General features: G+C 55.9%; 13 protein-coding genes, 1 tRNA gene and 2 pseudogenes. 9 read left to right on the top strand and 7 right to left on the bottom strand.

The annotated features are described in order from the left end of the window. Both ACTJJ1_RS24730 and ACTJJ1_RS24725 read left to right on the top strand, forming a co-directional pair. A pseudogene (locus ACTJJ1_RS24730) lies at window positions 1–216 on the top strand (hemolysin D); the annotation flags it as partial. 5 nt (window positions 217–221) lie between these two features. After that, window positions 222–1,586, top strand: a complete 1,365-nt coding sequence (locus ACTJJ1_RS24725) for a TolC family outer membrane protein (protein WP_004948083.1) — start codon at window positions 222–224, stop codon at window positions 1,584–1,586. 60 nt (window positions 1,587–1,646) lie between these two features. On the opposite strand, the gene ACTJJ1_RS24720 is transcribed toward ACTJJ1_RS24725, so the two are convergent. Together ACTJJ1_RS24720 and ACTJJ1_RS24715 are read right to left on the bottom strand one after the other, a co-directional pair. Continuing rightward, on the bottom strand, window positions 1,647–2,183 hold the full coding sequence (locus ACTJJ1_RS24720) for a hypothetical protein (RefSeq protein ID WP_440835713.1): 537 nt from the start codon (window positions 2,181–2,183) through the stop codon (window positions 1,647–1,649). 630 nt (window positions 2,184–2,813) lie between these two features. Continuing rightward, window positions 2,814–3,749: an alpha/beta hydrolase family protein gene (locus ACTJJ1_RS24715; RefSeq protein ID WP_230554807.1), complete on the bottom strand. Its 936-nt coding sequence runs from the start codon at window positions 3,747–3,749 to the stop codon at window positions 2,814–2,816. 1,214 nt (window positions 3,750–4,963) lie between these two features. On the opposite strand from ACTJJ1_RS24715, the pseudogene ACTJJ1_RS24710 reads away from it, so the two are divergent. The 6 genes and pseudogenes from ACTJJ1_RS24710 to ACTJJ1_RS24685 form a co-directional block, all read left to right on the top strand. After that, window positions 4,964–5,170: pseudogene (locus ACTJJ1_RS24710) on the top strand (sigma 54-interacting transcriptional regulator); the annotation flags it as partial. Between the two features lie 669 nt (window positions 5,171–5,839). Next, window positions 5,840–7,441, top strand: a complete 1,602-nt coding sequence (locus tag ACTJJ1_RS24705) for a tryptophan halogenase family protein (RefSeq protein ID WP_421413990.1) — start codon at window positions 5,840–5,842, stop codon at window positions 7,439–7,441. Beyond that, a complete protein-coding gene (locus tag ACTJJ1_RS24700) occupies window positions 7,441–8,526 on the top strand; it encodes a monodechloroaminopyrrolnitrin synthase PrnB family protein (RefSeq protein WP_440835710.1) in 1,086 nt (361 codons plus the stop codon). The genes ACTJJ1_RS24705 and ACTJJ1_RS24700 overlap by 1 nt, the downstream gene beginning before the upstream one ends. 44 nt (window positions 8,527–8,570) lie before the next feature. After that, the gene (locus tag ACTJJ1_RS24695; protein ID WP_440835708.1) at window positions 8,571–10,274 is read left to right on the top strand and encodes an NAD(P)/FAD-dependent oxidoreductase; all 1,704 of its coding nucleotides are present in this window, start codon (window positions 8,571–8,573) and stop codon (window positions 10,272–10,274) included. 21 nt (window positions 10,275–10,295) lie between these two features. Beyond that, window positions 10,296–11,390, top strand: coding sequence for a Rieske 2Fe-2S domain-containing protein (locus ACTJJ1_RS24690; RefSeq protein WP_440835706.1), 1,095 nt, complete (start codon window positions 10,296–10,298; stop codon window positions 11,388–11,390). A 166-nt stretch (window positions 11,391–11,556) separates the two neighbouring features. Beyond that, window positions 11,557–12,801, top strand: a complete 1,245-nt coding sequence (locus ACTJJ1_RS24685) for a cation:proton antiporter (protein WP_440835704.1) — start codon at window positions 11,557–11,559, stop codon at window positions 12,799–12,801. 6 nt (window positions 12,802–12,807) lie between these two features. On the opposite strand, the gene ACTJJ1_RS24680 is transcribed toward ACTJJ1_RS24685, so the two are convergent. Together ACTJJ1_RS24680 and ACTJJ1_RS24675 are read right to left on the bottom strand one after the other, a co-directional pair. Continuing rightward, window positions 12,808–13,167 carry a hypothetical protein gene (locus ACTJJ1_RS24680; RefSeq protein WP_440835703.1) on the bottom strand — a complete coding sequence of 120 codons (360 nt, stop codon included), beginning with the start codon at window positions 13,165–13,167 and terminating at the stop codon, window positions 12,808–12,810. A gap of 19 nt (window positions 13,168–13,186) precedes the next feature. Next, a tRNA-Phe gene (locus tag ACTJJ1_RS24675) sits at window positions 13,187–13,262 on the bottom strand. Window positions 13,263–13,968: 706 nt separating this feature from the next. Between ACTJJ1_RS24675 and speF the strand changes: the two genes are divergently transcribed. Continuing rightward, on the top strand, window positions 13,969–16,131 hold the full coding sequence (speF, locus tag ACTJJ1_RS24670) for an ornithine decarboxylase SpeF (protein WP_440835701.1): 2,163 nt from the start codon (window positions 13,969–13,971) through the stop codon (window positions 16,129–16,131). 55 nt (window positions 16,132–16,186) lie between these two features. Here the strand turns inward: speF and mltC are convergent, their stop codons facing one another. Genes mltC through mutY form a run of 3 tightly spaced genes read right to left on the bottom strand, consistent with a single transcriptional unit; the run spans window position 16,187 to window position 18,687 of the window. Then, entirely contained in the window at window positions 16,187–17,263 is a 1,077-nt protein-coding gene (gene mltC, locus ACTJJ1_RS24665) for a membrane-bound lytic murein transglycosylase MltC (RefSeq protein WP_440835699.1), read from the bottom strand. Between the two features lie 54 nt (window positions 17,264–17,317). Next, the gene (locus tag ACTJJ1_RS24660) at window positions 17,318–17,590 is read right to left on the bottom strand and encodes an oxidative damage protection protein (RefSeq protein ID WP_004948040.1); all 273 of its coding nucleotides are present in this window, start codon (window positions 17,588–17,590) and stop codon (window positions 17,318–17,320) included. Next, window positions 17,587–18,687 carry an A/G-specific adenine glycosylase gene (mutY, locus tag ACTJJ1_RS24655; RefSeq protein ID WP_375232558.1) on the bottom strand — a complete coding sequence of 367 codons (1,101 nt, stop codon included), beginning with the start codon at window positions 18,685–18,687 and terminating at the stop codon, window positions 17,587–17,589. Before mutY ends, ACTJJ1_RS24660 begins: the two co-directional genes overlap by 4 nt. Between the last annotated feature and the right edge of the window lie 101 nt (window positions 18,688–18,788).

Genomic DNA, 18,788 nt, shown 5'->3' with positions numbered 1-18,788 from the left:
ATTTCTGCCGATCGACTGACCGATCAACGCAGCGGCGAACCTTACTACAACATGAAAGTGACGGTGCCGCAGGCGCAGATTAAGCGACTGGGAGAGAAAACCATTGTTCCCGGCATGCCGGTATCGGTTTTCGTGCGCACCGGCGAACGTTCTTTGCTCAACTACCTGTTTAAACCGGTGGTCGATCGCGCGCATATGTCCCTTACGGAGGAATAAATAACATGATCCATCGTATTACTATTGGGATAATCGCAGCCTTGTTTGCCGCCTGTTGGTTTTATGCTACGCCAGCAAATGCCTTGACGTTGAAAGAGGCCTTTATGCTGGCACTGCACAACGATCCGACCCTGCAGGCGGCGGTGCAGGAGAAGCTGGCCGGCGAGCAAGACAAAGCTATTGGACGAGCGGGCCTGTTGCCGCAGGTTTCCGCCAACTACCAGAATGCTCCTCGCAACTGGCAGAACCAGAAGTATCAGGCTACTGATATCCTGGGCGACACTCAGGAGCAAAACGTTAACACCCGTTATCGCAGTCACGCGCTCTCTGTGACGGTCACCCAACCGTTGTTCGATTATGAAGCCTGGGCGCGTTACCAGAGTGGGATAGCGCGGGCGCTGATGGCGGACGAACGCTATCGCGGCCAACTGCAAGACATGACGACGCGTCTGTTGGAGGCTTACATTGATGTGGCCTATCGGCGTGAGAACATTGCCGTGGCGCAGGCACAAACGCTTGCTTACCGTGAACAGCTGTCGCTTAACCAACGGTTGGCCAACCAGGGTGAAGGGACGGTCACCGACGAAGCGGAGACTCAGGCCCGTTACAGCCTGTCTCAAGCGCAGGTGATCGAAGCGCAGGATGCGCTGAACGCCGCTCAGGGCAAACTCAGCAACATTATCGGCGTGCCGGCGGCCAATATCGATGCCATCGAGGCGCAAAAAGGCCCCTTTACTCCGCTGGCGTTGAAGTTTCCTACGCTGGATGCGTGGCAACGCCAGGCCAGCAGCAGCAACCCGGAATTGCGTGCCGCACGACAAGGCATCGAGGTTGCGCATTATGAAGTGGAGAAAAACCGGGCCGGCCATTTCCCGCGGGTAGCGCTGTATGCATCACACTCTGAGAACGATTCAAACAGCGACAACACCGTCGGCCAACAGTACCGCACCAACTCAATCGGCGTGCAGGTGAGCGTGCCGATATATGCGGGTGGCGGCGTATCGGCCTCGACGGAGCAGGCGGCGGCACGTTATATGCAAGCGAAGTACGAAATGGCGGCGCAGTCAGACAAAACGCTCACTGATCTGCAGGAACAATACAATCTCTGTCGCAGCAGCGAGACCAAGCTTAAGGCGTACGAACTGGCGTTGCAGGCCGCAGACAAACAGGTGGTAGCGACACGCGAGAGCGTAAAGGCCGGCATGCGGGTAAACGTGGACGTGTTGAACGCTGAGCAACAACGCTATATGACGCAGAAAGAGTATGCGGAAGCTAAATATGGCTATCTGAAGGCATGGGTGGCCCTGCAAAGTTTATCGGGGATGCTCAATGAACAGGATATTTCACAGATCGCCCGTTATTTTCGTTAGCAGGATGGTCAGGTACAACAGATCAAAATGATGCAGGGGCAGTCGCTGACAACGGACAATCTATCGGTGACTGTTTTTGTGTTCTGAAACATGGCTCTTATTCGACTGAACATTTGCACCGCGAACTGAGGTGGCATTGTTTATCCTCGGTTCGTAACAATATAAAACTCTAACGAGATCGGTTTTTACCGTGTAAGAGTTACTGGTAGTCTGCGTGATAAAGTCTTGTGGCACACCGATTTCACTTAAATTCATTTTAAGTGTTTGCATTACCTGCCAAAGTCTGGATGTTGACGATTGCAGACCATATTTATCCCATACGTTGAATAAAATATCTTCTATGCTGATATTTTCACGAGCGCAATTTTCCAGAAGATAAATTAACAACCTTGACATGGTTTCTCGCATGCCAGAAAAGGTCGAAACACTTTTTATTTTCTTGCAGTTGATGTTGATTAGGTTGTATTTTTTTATGTCAAATAAAACATTCTCAGCAATCAGGTAGCCAAAGACAATCCCTTCGCTGCCTGATTTATTTGGCATTTTTGATGGCTCGTTAATATTCTCATGTTTCATGACGTCCAATACTCCACTCATGATATACCTCGGCAGAATAAAAAATGGCAAACAACCAAGTACGAGTATTGTCATAATTTAGTCGTGATTTACTTAATTTTAGCTATTCATCATCACTTTGCGCAATGGAATGTTTTTTAATTATTGTTCTTTTTATAAAAAAATATCTTAAAAATAAGATAAAGCAGCGTTTCTAACTGTATTTTGTTTTTCTTTATTAAATTCAATGCGTTATAAAATACAATGCTGTTGCAACCTGAAGGCGAGTTTGTTCTGTCGTGCGGGTTGCAACAATGATCCAAAACGAATTCTGTTAGGGTTGGGTGTCAAACTGATTTTTAATCATCGCCCGTTATGATTTCTGAAAGCCACAGGACTCAGCTTTGTTTCATGTTTGAAAAACTTACAAAAATATGTAACTTCGTTAACCCCAAGTCGTTCGGTAATTTTTGTTCCGTTAATTACTGGCATTTGCGCAAAGCGCCGGCGTCGAAATAGCCGAGCTAATAGTGCGGAGATATCAGGTTGATCATGCCGGCTACGCTGATGCTAATGGGGTTTGGCGTATTTGCCTTTGTTCTGGGGATGCGGATTTTCCGCTGGCACTAGATAAGGAAGAGGGCGGGGAGGAAGACTCCCCGCAGAGGTTTTTTACTGGCAATGACGGTGCTGCCAAGCGAAATCCTGCTGATCTTGTAAAAAACCGGGATAGAAAATGGCGCGTGGGAAAAATAAACCTTTGTACCAGGTCTCTATTAATGAGTCCTCGGTGCTTTTTTCCAGCATGGAGTGCGTCGCCTGCGGATAAAATTTGATATCCAGCTGGCCTGCTTTGCTTAAGCGCTTGCGGTATTCATTTTCGGTATTTTTAATATCGACGTTAATGTCTTTTCCGCCCAAGGCCAAAAAGACCGGCGAGTGAACCTGGGCAAGGTCTTGCGTAGCGTCCGAACGGTAATTTTTCATCACGAAGGTCCAGCGGTCGGGGGTGAAGTCGGCGGCATTCCCCTCTTTTTGTTGATATTGTTCGAAGCTGGCGTTGGCGTCGAGCAATGCCAGGACCTGCTGCTCGCGCTTTAACTCCGCCGCTATCTCACTTTCCGAACGGCCTTTTTGCTTCATGCTGGCGATAGTATTATAGCGACCCTGCTCCAGCCAGTTAACGGCGGGCGAAACGGCAATCATGAAACAGATATCGGGATATCGCGTTGCGACTTTCGGTAATACCCACCCACCTTGGCTGGCACCCCAGAGTGCGATACGCTGGCCGTCCAACTGGGGCTGATGTTTTATCCAATCGATGGCGGAGATCACTTCGCTGGTGCGATCGTCCATGCTCTGTTGCAGCCAGTTGCCCGGCGCGCCGCCAACGCCAGGTTTATTCCAGGAGAGCGAACTGAAACCGGCTTTGGACAGCGCTTCCCAGATGGGGCGGTAAAAACCGCCGTGAGTGGCGTTAATATCTCCGTCGCCGTGAACAAATATCACTATGCCGGGTTTCTCGCCAGGAGGAAGATGGCGCGGCATCGCCAGGACGGCATCAAGATTATTCGGCTTGTGAGGGATCGTTACCGTACTTTCAACCAACTGATAATTATTCTGATAAAGAATAAATGCCAGAATGGAGGATGTGACGGCAAGTGTGACAACTATTTTTCTTTTTAAAAGAAAACGCCTGATTAATTTCATTACGTATATTTTTAAAAATGTTATTTATTGTACAATAATGAAACTGTTTTGGCAGGTCAAGCTTAAAGCTCTGTCGCCGTAAAATGAGTGGCAAGCGGGATATCTTGATAACAGCGTTGAATTATTTTCCAGGAAAGTAATTCACTGCTTATGAGAAAAGTTAACGCGAAAGAATAACGGCGCAGCGGGCAGTCGGCAGGAAGTCGGCAGGAAGTCGGCAGGAAGTCGGCTGGGTTAAATACGTCGAATTTTGGTTGTTATCCGGCGCAAATCAGGCAACGTCTGACGATACCTAAGCCATTTTGCGGAAAAGAAAAAGTTCAATATCACCCATTGGAAGGTTTGCATAAGGCATTCATTGATCGCAGTGATTGATATTGGGTTTCGCGCAGTTATCGGCGTAGTACTTCAGCACTCGTTTATATAATGACGGTACAGGTTTTTGCGGGGGAATAATTAGCGGTAAATTAATTACATATCGTGGGCAGAGTTTGCCATGGGTTAACTCTGGTTGCCATTATCCAGCCAAGCCTCTTTTAAAACCCGTTCAGCCCAGGGGTAATGGTTGACGAAAATGGCTGGCCAGCTTGGGAATAATGTTGTGACCCGCACCCTGATAAATGTTGGCGATAATGTTCCCGACTCTCCTTTACCAAGCCTGTCGGCTATATCGGGCAGCGCATGCAAACTGTGCAGTGGATTTTAAACGGAAAATAACCCCGTTCGCAGAAAGGTGTGGGTCGCATTATAATTTAATGGATATTTTTGTTTTTTGTACCCTCATTTATACCCTCAGCCCTTAATGATAAGAATACGGAATAGAATCGAGCACGAGATTGAGACAAGCCCTTGGTCAAAAATGTAAACACACCCAGTGAGAGTCATGTTGATAAGGGCTTTGAACGGCGTCTCTGGCCTGTTCAATGTACAGGTGAACGCCCCCGAAAAACACGCCAGAAACACCAGAACAACGTTGTACATGCGTCGCATCATTCACGCAAATCTGCCACTGTCTCTTGCCGGTCAAACAACAAAATTCAAGCCTCTGGAGGTAATGCTGCAGGAAAATGCTTTGCTGCAATGTCCTTCATCTTATCGATCGGTTCCGGTCTTTTAAAAGTGAAAAGGGGGCGTTTACCGGTGCCGGCATCCGGCGTATGGGGCGTTTCGAGCTGGTGGGTCAAGGCACGCTGTTTTTACGAGCCGGCAGACATCTCGATCGAGTCGCCGCCACCCACCGCGACCTGCAGCAGATGGTCGCCGACCGCGAATTCCGCAGCGGCCTCTATTACCGGCTCAATGTCTTCCCGATACTCATTTCGGCAGAAAACAATTTCCGAATGTTGTTGAGTATTTGTATGAAAACCAGACGGATAATTGTTTTTAGACTGAATGTTTGATCGTGAAAAAGATATTATTTTATGGATGTTTTTATACGTAATTAACGAATGAATTTGAATCGATTATTCTTGTTGACTGGCAAGTTTATAATGCATCACCTATAACTATCTGGGTGTTTGATTTATAGAATTGTGAGCATGCTATCAATTCCAAATGCATTAATATCCAATAGGTAATTTGTTTATTTAAAGGATGAGGTCAAAGCGGTGTCGGTAGTGATTGAAAGCGTCTGATATGACCTTTTTTGATAAGTTTCGTTGCCTCTTTTCATTATGATGGCTCAGTAAAAACAGCATGTTATGCGAATTCACTTTGGGGTGGAGTAGGGATGTTACAAGGCTTTATTTCATTATGGTAAATAATGAGGTGGTCTTGTTTTTCCGGCTTTTCCCGAAATTTTAACCGGTTGAAAGTAATATATTTAACCGGGTGGAGGGTGGTGCATAATTAGGGTTTTGAGGGGGCACTTCGCGTGAGGATATATCGCTGAGTTAATTCGAAAACGGAATGTGGTAATTTTCAGACGAGAGTCTAGCCTGATTAGAACCTAATCTAACATCTCCACTATCCTCCTATGGGAGAGTGTCATGAGCAAACCGATCAAGAATATCGTCATCGTGGGCGGCGGCACTGCGGGCTGGATGTCCGCCTCATACCTCGTCCGGGCGCTCCAGCAGCAGGCGAACATTACGCTCATCGAATCTGCGGCGATCCCCCGGATCGGCGTGGGCGAGGCGACCATCCCGAGTTTGCAGAAGGTGTTCTTCGACTTCCTCGGGATACCGGAGCAGGAGTGGATGCCCCAGGTGAACGGCGCGTTCAAGGCCGGCATCAAGTTCGTGAATTGGAGAAAGTCTCCCGACCACTCGCGCAACGATTACTTCTACCATTTGTTCGGCAATGTGCCGAGCTGCGACGGCGTGCCGCTGACCCATTACTGGTTGCGCAAGCGCGAACAGGGCTTTCAGCAGTCGATGGCATACGCTTGCTACCCGCAGCCCGGGGCGCTCGATGGCAATCTGGCGCCTTGCCTGCACGACGGCACCCGTCAGATGTCCCACGCGTGGCACTTCGACGCGCACCTGGTGGCCGATTTCTTGCAGCGCTGGGCCGTCGAACGCGGAGTGAACCGCGTGGTCGACGAGGTCGTTGAGGTTAACCTGAACGACCACGGCTTCATCTCCAGCCTGCTCACCAAAGAGGGCCGGAAGTTGGAGGCGGACCTGTTCATCGACTGCTCCGGCATGCGGGGGCTCTTGATCAATCAGGCCCTGAAAGAGCCCTTCATTGACATGTCCGACTACCTGCTGTGCGACAGCGCGGTCGCCAGCGCCGTACCCAACGACGACGCGCAAGCGGGGGTCGAACCCTACACCTCCGCGATCGCCATGAACTCGGGGTGGACCTGGAAAATTCCGATGCTGGGCCGGTTCGGCAGCGGCTACGTCTTCTCGAGCAAGTTCACCTCCCGCGACCAGGCCACCACCGATTTCCTCAACCTCTGGGGCCTCTCGGACAATCAGCCGCTCAACCAGATCAAGTTCCGGGTCGGGCGCAACAAGCGGGCATGGGTCAACAACTGCGTCTCCATCGGGCTGTCGTCGTGCTTTTTGGAGCCCCTGGAATCGACGGGGATCTACTTCATCTACGCGGCGCTTTACCAACTCGTGAAGCACTTCCCCGACACCTCGTTCGACCCGCGGTTGGCCGACGCGTTCAACGCCGAGATCACCTACATGTTCGACGACTGCCGAGACTTTGTTCAGGCGCACTATTTCACCTCGTCGCGCGAAGACACGCCGTTCTGGCTCGCGAACCGGCACGACCTGCGGCTCTCTGACTCCATCAAAGAGAAGGTTGAGCGCTACAAGGCAGGGCTGCCGCTGACTACCACGTCGTTCGACGATTCCACGTACTATGAGACCTTCGACTTCGAATTCAAGAACTTCTGGTTGAACGGGAACTACTACTGCATTTTTGCCGGCTTGGGCATGCTGCCCGACCGGTCGCTGCCGCTCTTGCAGCTGCGACCGGAGTCGATCGAAAAGGCCGAGGCGATGTTCGCCCGCATCCAGCGTGAGGCCGAGCGTCTGCGGGCGAGCCTGCCGACGAACTATGACTACCTGCGGTCGTTGCGCGAGGGTAACGCAGGGCTATCTCGACCCGGCCCGTCGCCGGAGTTCCGGTAGTGGAGCGCGCTCTGGGCCGGGTATGTGAATTCGCGGCCACGCACGCTGCCGTGGCGGCCTGCGATCCGCTGCAGGCGCGCTCGTTCGTTCTGCAACTGCCGGACCTGAACCGTAACAAGGACGTGCCCGGCATCGTGGGCCTGCTGCGCGAGTTCCTCCCGGTGCGCGGCGTGCCTTCCGGCTGGGACTTCGTCGAAGCCGCCGCCGCGATGCGGGACATTGGGTTCTTCCTGGGGTCGCTCAAGCGGCACGGACACGAGCCCGTGGACGTGGTGCCCGGGCTAGAGCCGGTGTTGCTCGACCTGGCGCGCATGACCGACCTGCCGCCGCGCGAGACGCTCCTGCATGTGACGGTATGGAACCCCGCGGCAGCCGACGCGCAGCGGAGCTACACTGGGCTCAGCGACGAAGCGCACCTGCTCGAGAGCGTGCGCATCTCGATGGCGGCCCTCGAGGCGGCCATCGCGGTGACCGTCGAGCTGCACGACGTGCCCCTGAGGTCGCCCGCGTTCGCGCAAGGGTGCGACGAGCTGGCGGCCTATCTGCAAAAAATGGTCGAATCGATCGTTTACGCATATCGCTTCATCTCGCCGCAGGTCTTCTACGATGAGCTCCGCCCCTTTTACGAACCGATTCGCGTCGGGGGCCAGAGCTACCTTGGCCCCGGTGCCGTAGAAATGCCCCTTTTCGTGCTGGATCACGTCCTGTGGGGCTCGCAATCGGACCACCAGGCTTATCGAGAATTCAAAGAGACGTACCTGCCCTATGTGCTTCCCGCGTACCGGGCGGTCTACGCTCGGTTTGCCGGGAGGCCGGCGCTCATCGACCGTGCGATCGGCGAGGCGCGAGCGGCCGGTGCGCAGGGCGAATCCGTCCGGGCCGGGCTGGCGGCCCTCAACCGGGTCTTCGTGGTCCTGCTGCGCTTCCGGGCACCTCATGTTCAATTGGCGGAGCGGGTGTACGAAGTCGGGCGAAGCGGCCCGGCAATCGGCAGTGGGGGGTACGCGCCCAGCATGCTCGGCGATCTGGCCACGCTCACGCTTGCCGCGCGCTCCCGCATCCGCACCGCTCTCAACGAGTCCTGACACGCACGGCCATCTGTTCCATCTCATTAAGGAGATTTGCCCTCATGACTCAGAAGAGCCCCGCGCACGGGCGCGATAACAACCACTTCGACGTGATCATCCTCGGCTCGGGCATGTCCGGCACCCAGATGGGGGCTATCCTGGCCAAACAGCAGTTTCGCGTGCTGATCATCGAGGAGTCGTCGCACCCGCGGTTCACGATCGGCGAATCTTCGATTCCCGAGACGTCTCTGATGAACCGCATCATCGCCGATCGCTACGGCATTCCGGAGCTCGACCACATCACGTCGTTCTACTCGACGCAACGTTACGTCTCGTCGAGCACGGGCATCAAACGCAACTTCGGCTTCGTGTTCCACAAGCCCGGCCAGGAGCACGACCCGAAGGAGTTCACGCAGTGCGTCATTCCCGAACTGCCCTGGGGGCCGGAGAGCCATTACTACCGGCAAGACGTCGACGCCTACCTGTTGCAAGCCGCCATTAAATACGGTTGCACGGTTCGCCAGAAGACAAAAGTGACCGAATACCACGCCGATAAAGACGGCGTCGCGGTGACCACCGCCGAGAACGAACGGTTCACCGGCCGGTACATGATCGATTGCGGAGGACCCCGTGCGCCGCTCGCGACCAAGTTCAATCTCCGCGAAGAGCCGTGTCGCTTCAAGACGCACTCACGCAGCCTCTACACGCACATGCTCGGGGTCAAGCCGTTCGACGACATCTTCAAGGTCAAGGGGCAGCGTTGGCGCTGGCACGAGGGGACCTTGCACCACATGTTCGAGGGCGGCTGGCTCTGGGTGATTCCGTTCAACAACCACCCGCGGTCGACCAACAATCTGGTGAGCGTCGGTCTGCAGCTCGACCCGCGTGTCTACCCGAAAACGGACATCTCCGCGCAGCAAGAGTTCGACGAGTTCCTCGCGCGGTTCCCGAGCATCGGGGCGCAGTTCCGGGACGCCATACCGGTGCGCGACTGGGTCAGGACCGACCGCCTGCAGTTCTCGTCGACCAGTTGCATCGGCGATCGCTACTGCCTGATGCTGCACGCGAACGGGTTCATCGACCCGCTCTTCTCCCGGGGGCTCGAGAACACCGCGGTGACCATCCACGCGCTCGCGGCCCGCCTCATCAAGGCGCTGCGCGACGATGACTTCTCCCCTGAGCGCTTCGAGTACATCGAGCGCCTGCAGCAAAAGCTTTTGGACCACAACGACGACTTCGTCAGCTGTTGCTACACGGCGTTCTCGGACTTCCGCCTGTGGGACGCGTTCCACAGGCTATGGGCAGTCGGCACGATCCTCGGGCAGTTCCGGCTCGTGCAAGCCCACGCGAGGTTCCGCGCGTCGCGCGACGAGGGCGATCTCGATCACCTCGATAACGACCCTCCGTACCTCGGGTACCTGTGCGCGGACATGGAGGGGTACTACCAGTTGTTCAACGACGCCAAAGCCGAGATCGAGGCGGTGAGCGCCGGGCGCAAGCCGACCGGGGAGGCCGCGGCGCGGATCCACGCCCTCATCGATGGGCGAGACTTCGCCAAGCAGATGTTCGGCTTCGGGTACTGCATCAACGGGGATAAGCCGCAGCTCAACAACTCGAAGTACAGCCTGCTGCCGGCGATGAAGCTGATGCACTGGACACAAACCAGCGCGCCGGCGGAGGTGAAAAAGTACTTCGACTACAACCCGATGTTCGCGCTGCTCAAGGCGTACATCACGACCCGCATCAGCCTGACTCGGAAGAAGTAGCCGGCCATCGAGGACACAAAAATGATGAACGACATTCAATTGGTTCAAGTGCACGCCGAGGAGCATCCTTCGAGGGCGTACGACGCGACCACGAGCGTGGCCGCGAGCTGGTACGTCGCGATGCGCTCGGATGACCTCAAGGACAAACCGACGGAGTTGACGCTCTTCGGCCGTCCTTGCGTGGCGTGGCGCGGAGCGACGGGGCAGGCGGTGGTGATGGACCGCCACTGCTCGCACCTTGGTGCGAACCTGGCCGACGGGCAGGTCAAGGACGGGTGCATCCAGTGCCCGTTTCATCACTGGCGGTACGACGAGCAGGGCCAGTGCGTTCACATCCCCGGTCACAACCAGACGGTGCGCCGGTTGGAGCCCGTGCCGCGATCGGTACGCCAGCCGACGTTGGTCACCGCCGAGCGATACGGCTACGTGTGGGTCTGGTACGGCTCCCCGGAGCCGCTGCACCCACTGCCCGAAATCGCCGCAGCCGACGTCGACAACGGCGACTTTATGCACCTGCACTTCGCGTTCGAGACGACGACGGCGGTCTTGCGGATCGTAGAGAACTTCTACGACGCGCAACACGCGTCCCCCGTGCACGAGCTCCCGATCTCGGCCTTCGAGCTCAAGCTCTTCGACGATTGGCGCCGGTGGCCGGAGGTTGAGTCTCTGGCACAGGCGGGCGCGTGGTTCGGTGCCGGGATCGACTTTACCGTGGACCGGTATTTCGGGGCCTCCGGCATGCTGGCACGCGTGCTCGGCCTGAACATGTCGCAGATGAACCTGCACTTCGATGGCTACCCCGGCGGGTGCGTCATGACCGTCTCGCTGGACGGAGACTTCAAATACAAACTGCTCCAGTGTGTGACGCCGGTGAGCGACGGCAAGAACGTCATGCACATGCTCATCTCGATCAAAAAGGTGGGTGGCGTTCTGCGCCGCGCGACCGACTACGTGCTGTTTGGGCTGCAGACCAGACAGGCCGCGAAGTACGACGTCAAAATCTGGAACGGGATGAAGCCGGACGGCGGCGGCGCGTACAGCAAGTACGACAAGCTCGTGCTCAAGTACCGTGCGTTCTACCGGGGTTGGGTTGACCGCGTTGCGAGTGAGCTGTGATGCGTGAGTCGGCGGCCCTCACCGAGCAGGTTTCGGACACGTCGTTCCGCCAGGCGCTCGCGAACCTGGCGAGCGGCGTTACTGTCATCATGGCGTATGGCGCGGCGGGCCCGCTCGGGCTCGCGGCCATCAGATTCGTATCGGTGTCACTCTTTCCGAGGTATTCATGACTGTCTGGCTGTTGCAACTCGTGTTGGTGATCGCGCTCTGCAACGTCTGCGGCCGCATTGCCGAACGGCTCGGCCAGTGCGCGGTCGTCGGCGAGATCGCGGCCGGTTTGCTGTTGGGGCCTTCGCTGTTCGGCGTGATCGCACCGGATTTCTACGACGCATTGTTCGGCCCCCGTACGCTGTCGGCGATGGGGCAGGTCGGTGAAGTCGGCCTGATACTGCTGATGTTTCAGGTGGGTCTGCATATGGAGTTGGGCGAGACGCTGCGCGGCAAGCGCTGGCGCATGCCCGTCGCGATCGCCGCGGGCGGGCTCGTCTTACCGGCCGCGATCGGCATGATCGTCGCCACTGTCTCGAAAGACATGCTCGCCGGCGACGCGCCGGCGCTGCCTTATATACTCTTCTGCGGTGTCGCGCTTGCGATATCAGCGGTACCGGTGATGGCGCGCATCGTCGACGACCTGGCGCTCAACGCCATGGTGGGTGCACGGCACGCAATGTCTGCCGCGATGCTGACGGATGCGCTCGGATGGATGCTGCTTGCCGCTATTGCTTCGCTATCGAGCGGGCCTGGTTGGGCATTTGCGCGCATGTTCCTCAGCCTGCTCGCGTATCTGGTGCTGTGCGCGCTCCTGGTGCGCTTCGTGGTTCGACCGACGCTTATGCGGCTCGCATCGACTGCGCATGCGGCGCGCGACCGCTTGGCCGTGTTGTTATGCTTCGTCATGGCGTCGGCACTTGCGACGTCGCTGATCGGATTTCATAGCGCATTTGGCGCACTTGCGGCGGCGCTGTTCGTGCGGCGTGTGCCCGGCATCGCGAATGAGTGGCGGGACAACGTCGAAGGTTTTGTCAGGCTTGTGCTGATGCCGGTGTTTTTCGCGTATGCGGGGCTGCATGCGTCGGTCGGTACGATCGACGACGCGGCATCATGGATGTGGTTCGGCGTATTCCTCGCGGGCGGATTCATCGGCAAGTTCGGCGGCAGTTATCTGGGCGCGCGTGCCACCGGGCTTGAGCCACGCGATGCGATGTTGGTGGGTTCGCTGATGAATACGCGCGGCTTGATGGAGCTCATCGTCCTGTCAATCGGTCTGCAGATGCAGATCCTTCCGCCAAAGGTCTACACGATCCTCGTGGTGTTCGCGCTGGTGACGACGGCGCTGACCGTACCGCTGGTTCGCCTCACGCTGCGCGCGCAATCGCGCGCGACGTCAGCAATCCAGGGCACCGAAAAGTGACGCGCATCAGGTAGGTTGCGCCAATTGAAAATTGTTCCTCTGGCGGAAGGCGGGTTCTTCTAAATAGGGCGACCGGACTCGGACAACCGGCGCTTGCGCCAGGTTGAACAACGCTTCAGCGTTGGCCCGCAGGGTGAGGCCTTTGGCCGAATAATCGAACTTGTTCGATGGAGAGTCCATATTCCAGAAAGCAAAAAACCCGCCATAGGCGGGTTCTTCTAAATAGGGTGCCCGGACTCGGACAACCGGCGCTTGCGCCGTGTTGAACAACGCTTCAGCGTTGGCCCGCAGGGTGAGGTCTTCAGGCCGAATAATCGAACTTGTTCGATGGAGAGTCCATATTCCAGAAAGCAAAAAACCCGCCATAGGCGGGTTCTTCTAAATATGGTGCCCGGACTCGGAATCGAACCAAGGACACGGGGATTTTCAATCCCCTGCTCTACCGACTGAGCTATCCGGGCAACGGGGCGCATTTAACCCTATTGGCTGGATATCGTCAATCGCTTTCTGTCACAAACCCGATCGGTTGCTCTTTTTTCATGCAATGGGGTGGGGCGCTTCCGGGCGTCTGCGTCGGCCTGCGGCAATAGATATGCAGAAAAGATGTGTATTTATACCGTTTTGATTTTACAGGTTTTTATTTTTATATGATAAATAACAATGACTTATATAACGTCTGCCTCGATGGGTAGTAACATAATTGTTACTTGAACCTCATAAAAAAACATGCAATCATTGCGCAAATTTTGGCACTCTACGTCCCCTAACGGTGTTTCCGCTCATTTAAGTCAGAGGATTACTGGCATGACTGGTTTTGTTACTCAAGCGCCACTGCGCACCAGACATCTGAAGATGCCATCACGCCGCCGTTACCTTTCCCGAACACAGTACGCCAAGAACGCCCTGCCGACCATGCGGTAAGGCATCTTCTGATGCTCGCTGTTAGGCATTATTAAAAATAGAGCTGCGGCTCTGATTTTACTGATGTCTATCGGACGCTGCCGATACCAGTCCCCGATAGCTGCCTGATGATCTCGCGATCATGAGCCGGTCACGGTTGCGCTTTATGCTGCAACGCCGGACATCACTTTGCCGGGATAACCTTTGTTATCTCATCGCCGTGCCCCGTGGCACCACCTCATCCTTAACCGTTTGAGAGTTAGCATTATGAAAGAATTGAAAATAGCGACAAGCGCCAGCCTGGTCGCCACGATTGAAACGCTGCGCCAGATTGTCCGCATTGAACAGACGGACTATACCGATGTGGCCGCGGTGGTGGTGTCGGTTGATGACGTTAACGCCGGTATTTTGGCGCAGTTGAAAGCCACCGGATTCGAGATCCCAACGTTTGTTGCTGTTGAAGGGGATGAACACCTTTCCCCGGACTACCTGCCGTTTATTACCGGCGTTTTTGCCCTGGCCGGCGCCAGCAAGGCGTTCTATATGGCGCAACTGGAAGCCGCTGCGGACGCCTACGAGCAGGCGCTGCTGCCGCCGTTTTTCAAAACGCTGAAGACCTATGTGGAAATGGAAAATTCCACCTTTGCCTGCCCGGGGCATCAGGGCGGGGAGTTTTTCCGCAAGCACCCGGCCGGCCGGAAGTTTTTCGAGTTCTACGGCGAAACGCTTTTCCGTTCCGACATGTGCAACGCCGACGTCAAGTTGGGCGACCTGCTGATCCACGAAGGCTCGGCCAAGGATGCGCAAAAGCATGCGGCGCGGGTCTTCAACGCCGATAAAACCTATTTCGTGCTCAACGGCACTTCGGCGGCCAACAAGGTGGTGACCAATGCGCTGCTGACCCGCGGCGATCTGGTGCTGTTCGATCGCAACAACCATAAATCCAACCACCACGGCGCGCTGATCCAGGCCGGGGCGACGCCGGTGTATCTGGAAACCGCGCGCAACCCGTTTGGCTTTATCGGCGGCATCGATTCGCGTTGTTTTGACGAGCGCTATCTGCGTGAGCAAATCCGTGAGGTGGCGCCGGAGAAGGCCAATGCGGCGCGGCCGTTCCGCCTGGCGATCATTCAGCTCGGTACTTACGATGGCACTATCTATAATGCGCGCCAGGTGATCGACACCATCGGCCATCTGTGCGATTACATCCTGTTTGACTCCGCCTGGGTGGGTTACGAAGGCTTTATCCCGATGCTGAAAGAGTGCTCGCCGCTGCTGCTGGAGCTCGATGAACTCGATCCGGGTATTTTCGTCACCCAGTCGGTGCATAAGCAGCAGGCCGGTTTCTCGCAGACCTCGCAGATCCACAAGAAAGACGATCACATCAAGGGCCAAAAGCGCCACTGTAACCACAAGCACCTTAATAACGCTTTCATGTTGCACGCCTCGACCAGCCCGTTCTACCCGCTGTTCGCCGCGCTGGACGTTAACGCCAAGATGCATGCCGGGGCCGCCGGCCGTCGCATGTGGATGGACTGCGTAAAGCTCGGTATCGAGACGCGCAAGCAACTGCTGGAACGTTGTTCGCAGCTGCGGCCGTTTATTCCGTTGCAGGTGGCGGGCAAGGCCTGGCAGGATTACGATACTGACCTGATCGCCAACGATGCCCGTTTCTTCAACTTTGTGCCGGGCGAGACATGGCACGGTTTCGAAGGTTATGCGCAGGACCAGTATCTGGTCGATCCGTGCAAGCTGCTGCTGACCACGCCGGGCATCGACGCGGCCACCGGCCAATATACCGAGTTCGGCGTGCCGGCCACCATTCTGGCCAACTTCCTGCGCGAGAACGGCATAGTGCCGGAGAAATGCGATCTTAACTCGATCCTGTTCCTGCTGACCCCGGCGGAAAATCCGGCCAAGATGGAGCATCTGGTCGATATGCTGGTGCGGTTCGAACGCTATGTGGAAGAAGACGCGCCGCTGAGCGAAGTGTTGCCGACGGTGTACCGCAAGAACGAGCAGCGCTACCGCGGCTATACCCTCCGCCAGCTGTGCCAGGAAATGCACGATCTGTACGTCAGCTTCGACGTCAAGCAGCTGCAAAAAGAGATGTTCCGCCAGAATCATTTCCCGCAGGTGGTGATGAACCCGCAGGACGCCAACGTGGAGTTTATCCGCGACAACGTCGAGCTGGTGCCGATCGGCCAGGCCGAAGGGCGCATTGCGGCGGAAGGCGCGTTGCCGTACCCGCCGGGCGTGCTGTGCGTGGTTCCGGGGGAAGTGTGGGGCGGAGCGGTGCAGCGCTACTTCCTGGCGCTGGAAGACGGCATCAACCGTCTGCCGGGCTTCTCACCGGAGCTGCAGGGCGTGTATATCGAGAAAAAAGATCACGGCTGGAAACGCATTTTCGGCTATATGATCAAGCAATAAACAACAAGGGCCGGTTTGCACCGGCCCTTTTCATTGATAACAACCTCACCGCGCGTTATTTCCTGCGATAACTCTTCTGCGCGTTGTTCACCTTCACCAGATAACGGCGTGACTCGCCGGCCGGGTGTTTGGTGGTCAGCGTCTGGTAAATGTCACCCGGCTGCATGCCGTTGATGATACTCACCGCACGGGTTCTGTCGCTGGAGAACACCCGCAACACGCTGCCTGCGCCGCCGTTATAGGCGGTGATCACCGCATAGCGGCGCGATGTCGGGTTCTGAATGCCGCCCAGATAGTTGTTTTGCAGGATCGCCAGATAAGCGGTGCCGGTGTCGATGTTGTTCTCCGGATCGAACAGGTAACTGCGGCTTGGCGTGCCCCATTTGCCGCGCATCTTAAACACGTCTTTACCGGCGGTGTGCTGCACAACCTGCATCAGGCCAAGCGCATCCGAACCGCTGACCGCATACGGGTTAAAGCTGGATTCGGTTTGCATGATCGCCAGGATCAGCGACTCTTCCACACCGTATTTCTCCGACGCCTTGCGTACCATCGGCAGGTATTTGTGCGCACGCTGATCCAGGTGGTTTGGCACCAACTGAATGGTGACCGAGTAAATCACGTGCAGGCCGGAGGTGCGTTTTTGCAGCTTGGTTTGCAGCAGATAGTCGGCAAAGTGCGCCGCACGCCATTCCCAACGGATCGGCGCGCCTTTGTTATCCAGCACCTGGCCGTACAGGAAGGGTTCTTTACTGATCTGGATATCGTTGACGTCGGAATAGAGATCGATTGAACCCGGATCGTCCCCCATCAGCAGGGTGCTGATGATAGCCTGGCGCAGGTGAGCGGCAGGATCGGTGGTGGCGATGGTTTCAATGGTAATCGCGCCAGAATCAAAGTTGATGTGGCTACGGGTTTCATACTGGTCGGTATATTTAACGTAATCTTTTGGCCCGGCGATCAGAACCTCGTTCAGACCCCAGATATTCTCGATGTTGTGGGCAAATTGGCCCATCAGGATCTCGAAGCCGTTAGTGTCTTTGACCCAGGCTTCGTTGACTTCGTCGGTTTTCTTGCCGGAACAGGAAATCAGCAATGGCGCTATTACTAGCAAAGCTAAAATTTTCTTCATCTTAAAGCCGTATACGAGAAGTTTTGGAAGGGCCAGCGCCTGGCCCCAACAGCATTATTCGCTCGGTGGCGTATAGCCTTCGATATGGACGTCGTGCCCTTCGAACAGGAATTTGACCATTTCGGCTTCCAGCAGTTTGCGGTCATCCACGTTCATCATGTTCAGTTTTTTCTCGTTGATCAGCATGGTCTGCTTTTTCATCCATTCGGCCCAGGCCTCTTTCGAGATCTCGTTATAGATGCGTTTGCCGATGTCCCCTGGATAAAGTTGGAAGTCCTGCCCTTCGGCATCGCGCTGCAAGAAGGTACAAAAAATGGTTCTGCTCATGCTAATTCCTCATCAATGGCGCTAGCGCCAAATAAACCCTGTTGGAGCGGGGAGTGTTTTGCCAACTGTTGCAACAGGCGGTCAACCGGCGCTGCCAGCCCGACGGCGGGCGGTTGCGCCAGGTTATACCAGAGACCGACCCCTTCATCCATACTGCCGCCGGCATCGTTCATTTCCAGCCACATTGGCACGATATCGAGATGGAAATGGCTGAAAGTATGGCGAAATGCGGTCAACTGCTCCAGGCGATTGCCTTTCAGACCGCGCTGTTGCAGCCAGAGTTCCATCTCTTCGCGTTCGCTGAACTGCGGGAAGCAAAACAGCCCGCCCCACAGCCCTACGGCCGGGCGCTGTTCCAGCCACGCCCGCTCGCCGCTTTGCAGCAATAAGAAGTAGGCGGTTTTTTCCGGCAGCGTCTGCTTCGGTTTTTTGCCGGGGTATTTTGCCCAACTGTGGTTAGCGTAAGCGATGCAGCCGGTGTTAAGGGGGCACAGCTCGCATTTGGGTTTGGAGCGGGTGCAGACCATCGCCCCCAGATCCATCATCGCCTGATTGAACTGGCCGACGCCTTTGGCCGGGGTAACGTCTTCACTGATCCGCCACAGGCGGTTCTCTACGTCTTTCTTGCCCGGCCAGCCCTCAACCGCATAGCAGCGGGCCAGCACGCGCTTCACGTTGCCGTCGAGGATCGGATAGTGTTGACCGAGCGCCAGCGACAGCACCGCACCGGCGGTTGAGCGGCCGATGCCGGGCAAAGCGGCGATTTCTTCAAAGGTTGTCGGGAACTCGCCGCCGTGCTGTGCGACAATGGTCTGCGCCGCCTTATGCAGGTTGCGCGCGCGGGCATAGTAGCCCAGGCCGGTCCACAGGTGCAGCACTTCGTCCAGCGGCGCGTCTGCCAAGGCGCGTACGTTGGGAAAGCGTGCCATAAAACGCTGAAAATAAGGAATAACGGTGGCAACCTGAGTTTGTTGCAACATGACCTCGGAGAGCCATACTTGATAGGCGGTCTTATCAAGCTGCCACGGCAGGGTTTTACGACCGTAACGCTGGTACCAGTCAAGCACTACCTGTGCGAACTGTTGTGCTTGCATCATAAGCAGATTCGATATCCGGCAGAAAATGAAGCGAGATTGCAGCATAGAGTCATGTTGCTGTAAACCGGAACTTTCCGACGTCGCACGGCAGGTATCAAGAT

Origin of the sequence: Serratia sp. 22264 (assembly GCF_052045345.1) — a bacterium.
GTDB classification, from domain to species: domain Bacteria; phylum Pseudomonadota; class Gammaproteobacteria; order Enterobacterales; family Enterobacteriaceae; genus Serratia; species Serratia plymuthica.
The sequence above is the reverse complement of the archived record's forward strand: the minus strand, read 5'-3'. Positions and strand labels throughout refer to the sequence as shown.

Excerpts from the sequence above, each read along its gene's own strand:
- ACTJJ1_RS24725 (WP_004948083.1), top strand. The coding sequence starts at position 222 with ATGATCCATCGTATTACTATTGGGATAATCGCAGCCTTGTTTGCCGCC.
- ACTJJ1_RS24720 (WP_440835713.1), bottom strand. The coding sequence starts at position 2,183 with ATGAGTGGAGTATTGGACGTCATGAAACATGAGAATATTAACGAGCCA.
- ACTJJ1_RS24705 (WP_421413990.1), top strand. The coding sequence starts at position 5,840 with ATGAGCAAACCGATCAAGAATATCGTCATCGTGGGCGGCGGCACTGCG.
- ACTJJ1_RS24695 (WP_440835708.1), top strand. The coding sequence starts at position 8,571 with ATGACTCAGAAGAGCCCCGCGCACGGGCGCGATAACAACCACTTCGAC.
- ACTJJ1_RS24690 (WP_440835706.1), top strand. The coding sequence starts at position 10,296 with ATGATGAACGACATTCAATTGGTTCAAGTGCACGCCGAGGAGCATCCT.
- ACTJJ1_RS24685 (WP_440835704.1), top strand. The coding sequence starts at position 11,557 with ATGACTGTCTGGCTGTTGCAACTCGTGTTGGTGATCGCGCTCTGCAAC.
- ACTJJ1_RS24680 (WP_440835703.1), bottom strand. The coding sequence starts at position 13,167 with ATGGCGGGTTTTTTGCTTTCTGGAATATGGACTCTCCATCGAACAAGT.
- speF (WP_440835701.1), top strand. The coding sequence starts at position 13,969 with ATGAAAGAATTGAAAATAGCGACAAGCGCCAGCCTGGTCGCCACGATT.
- mltC (WP_440835699.1), bottom strand. The coding sequence starts at position 17,263 with ATGAAGAAAATTTTAGCTTTGCTAGTAATAGCGCCATTGCTGATTTCC.
- ACTJJ1_RS24660 (WP_004948040.1), bottom strand. The coding sequence starts at position 17,590 with ATGAGCAGAACCATTTTTTGTACCTTCTTGCAGCGCGATGCCGAAGGG.
- mutY (WP_375232558.1), bottom strand. The coding sequence starts at position 18,687 with ATGATGCAAGCACAACAGTTCGCACAGGTAGTGCTTGACTGGTACCAG.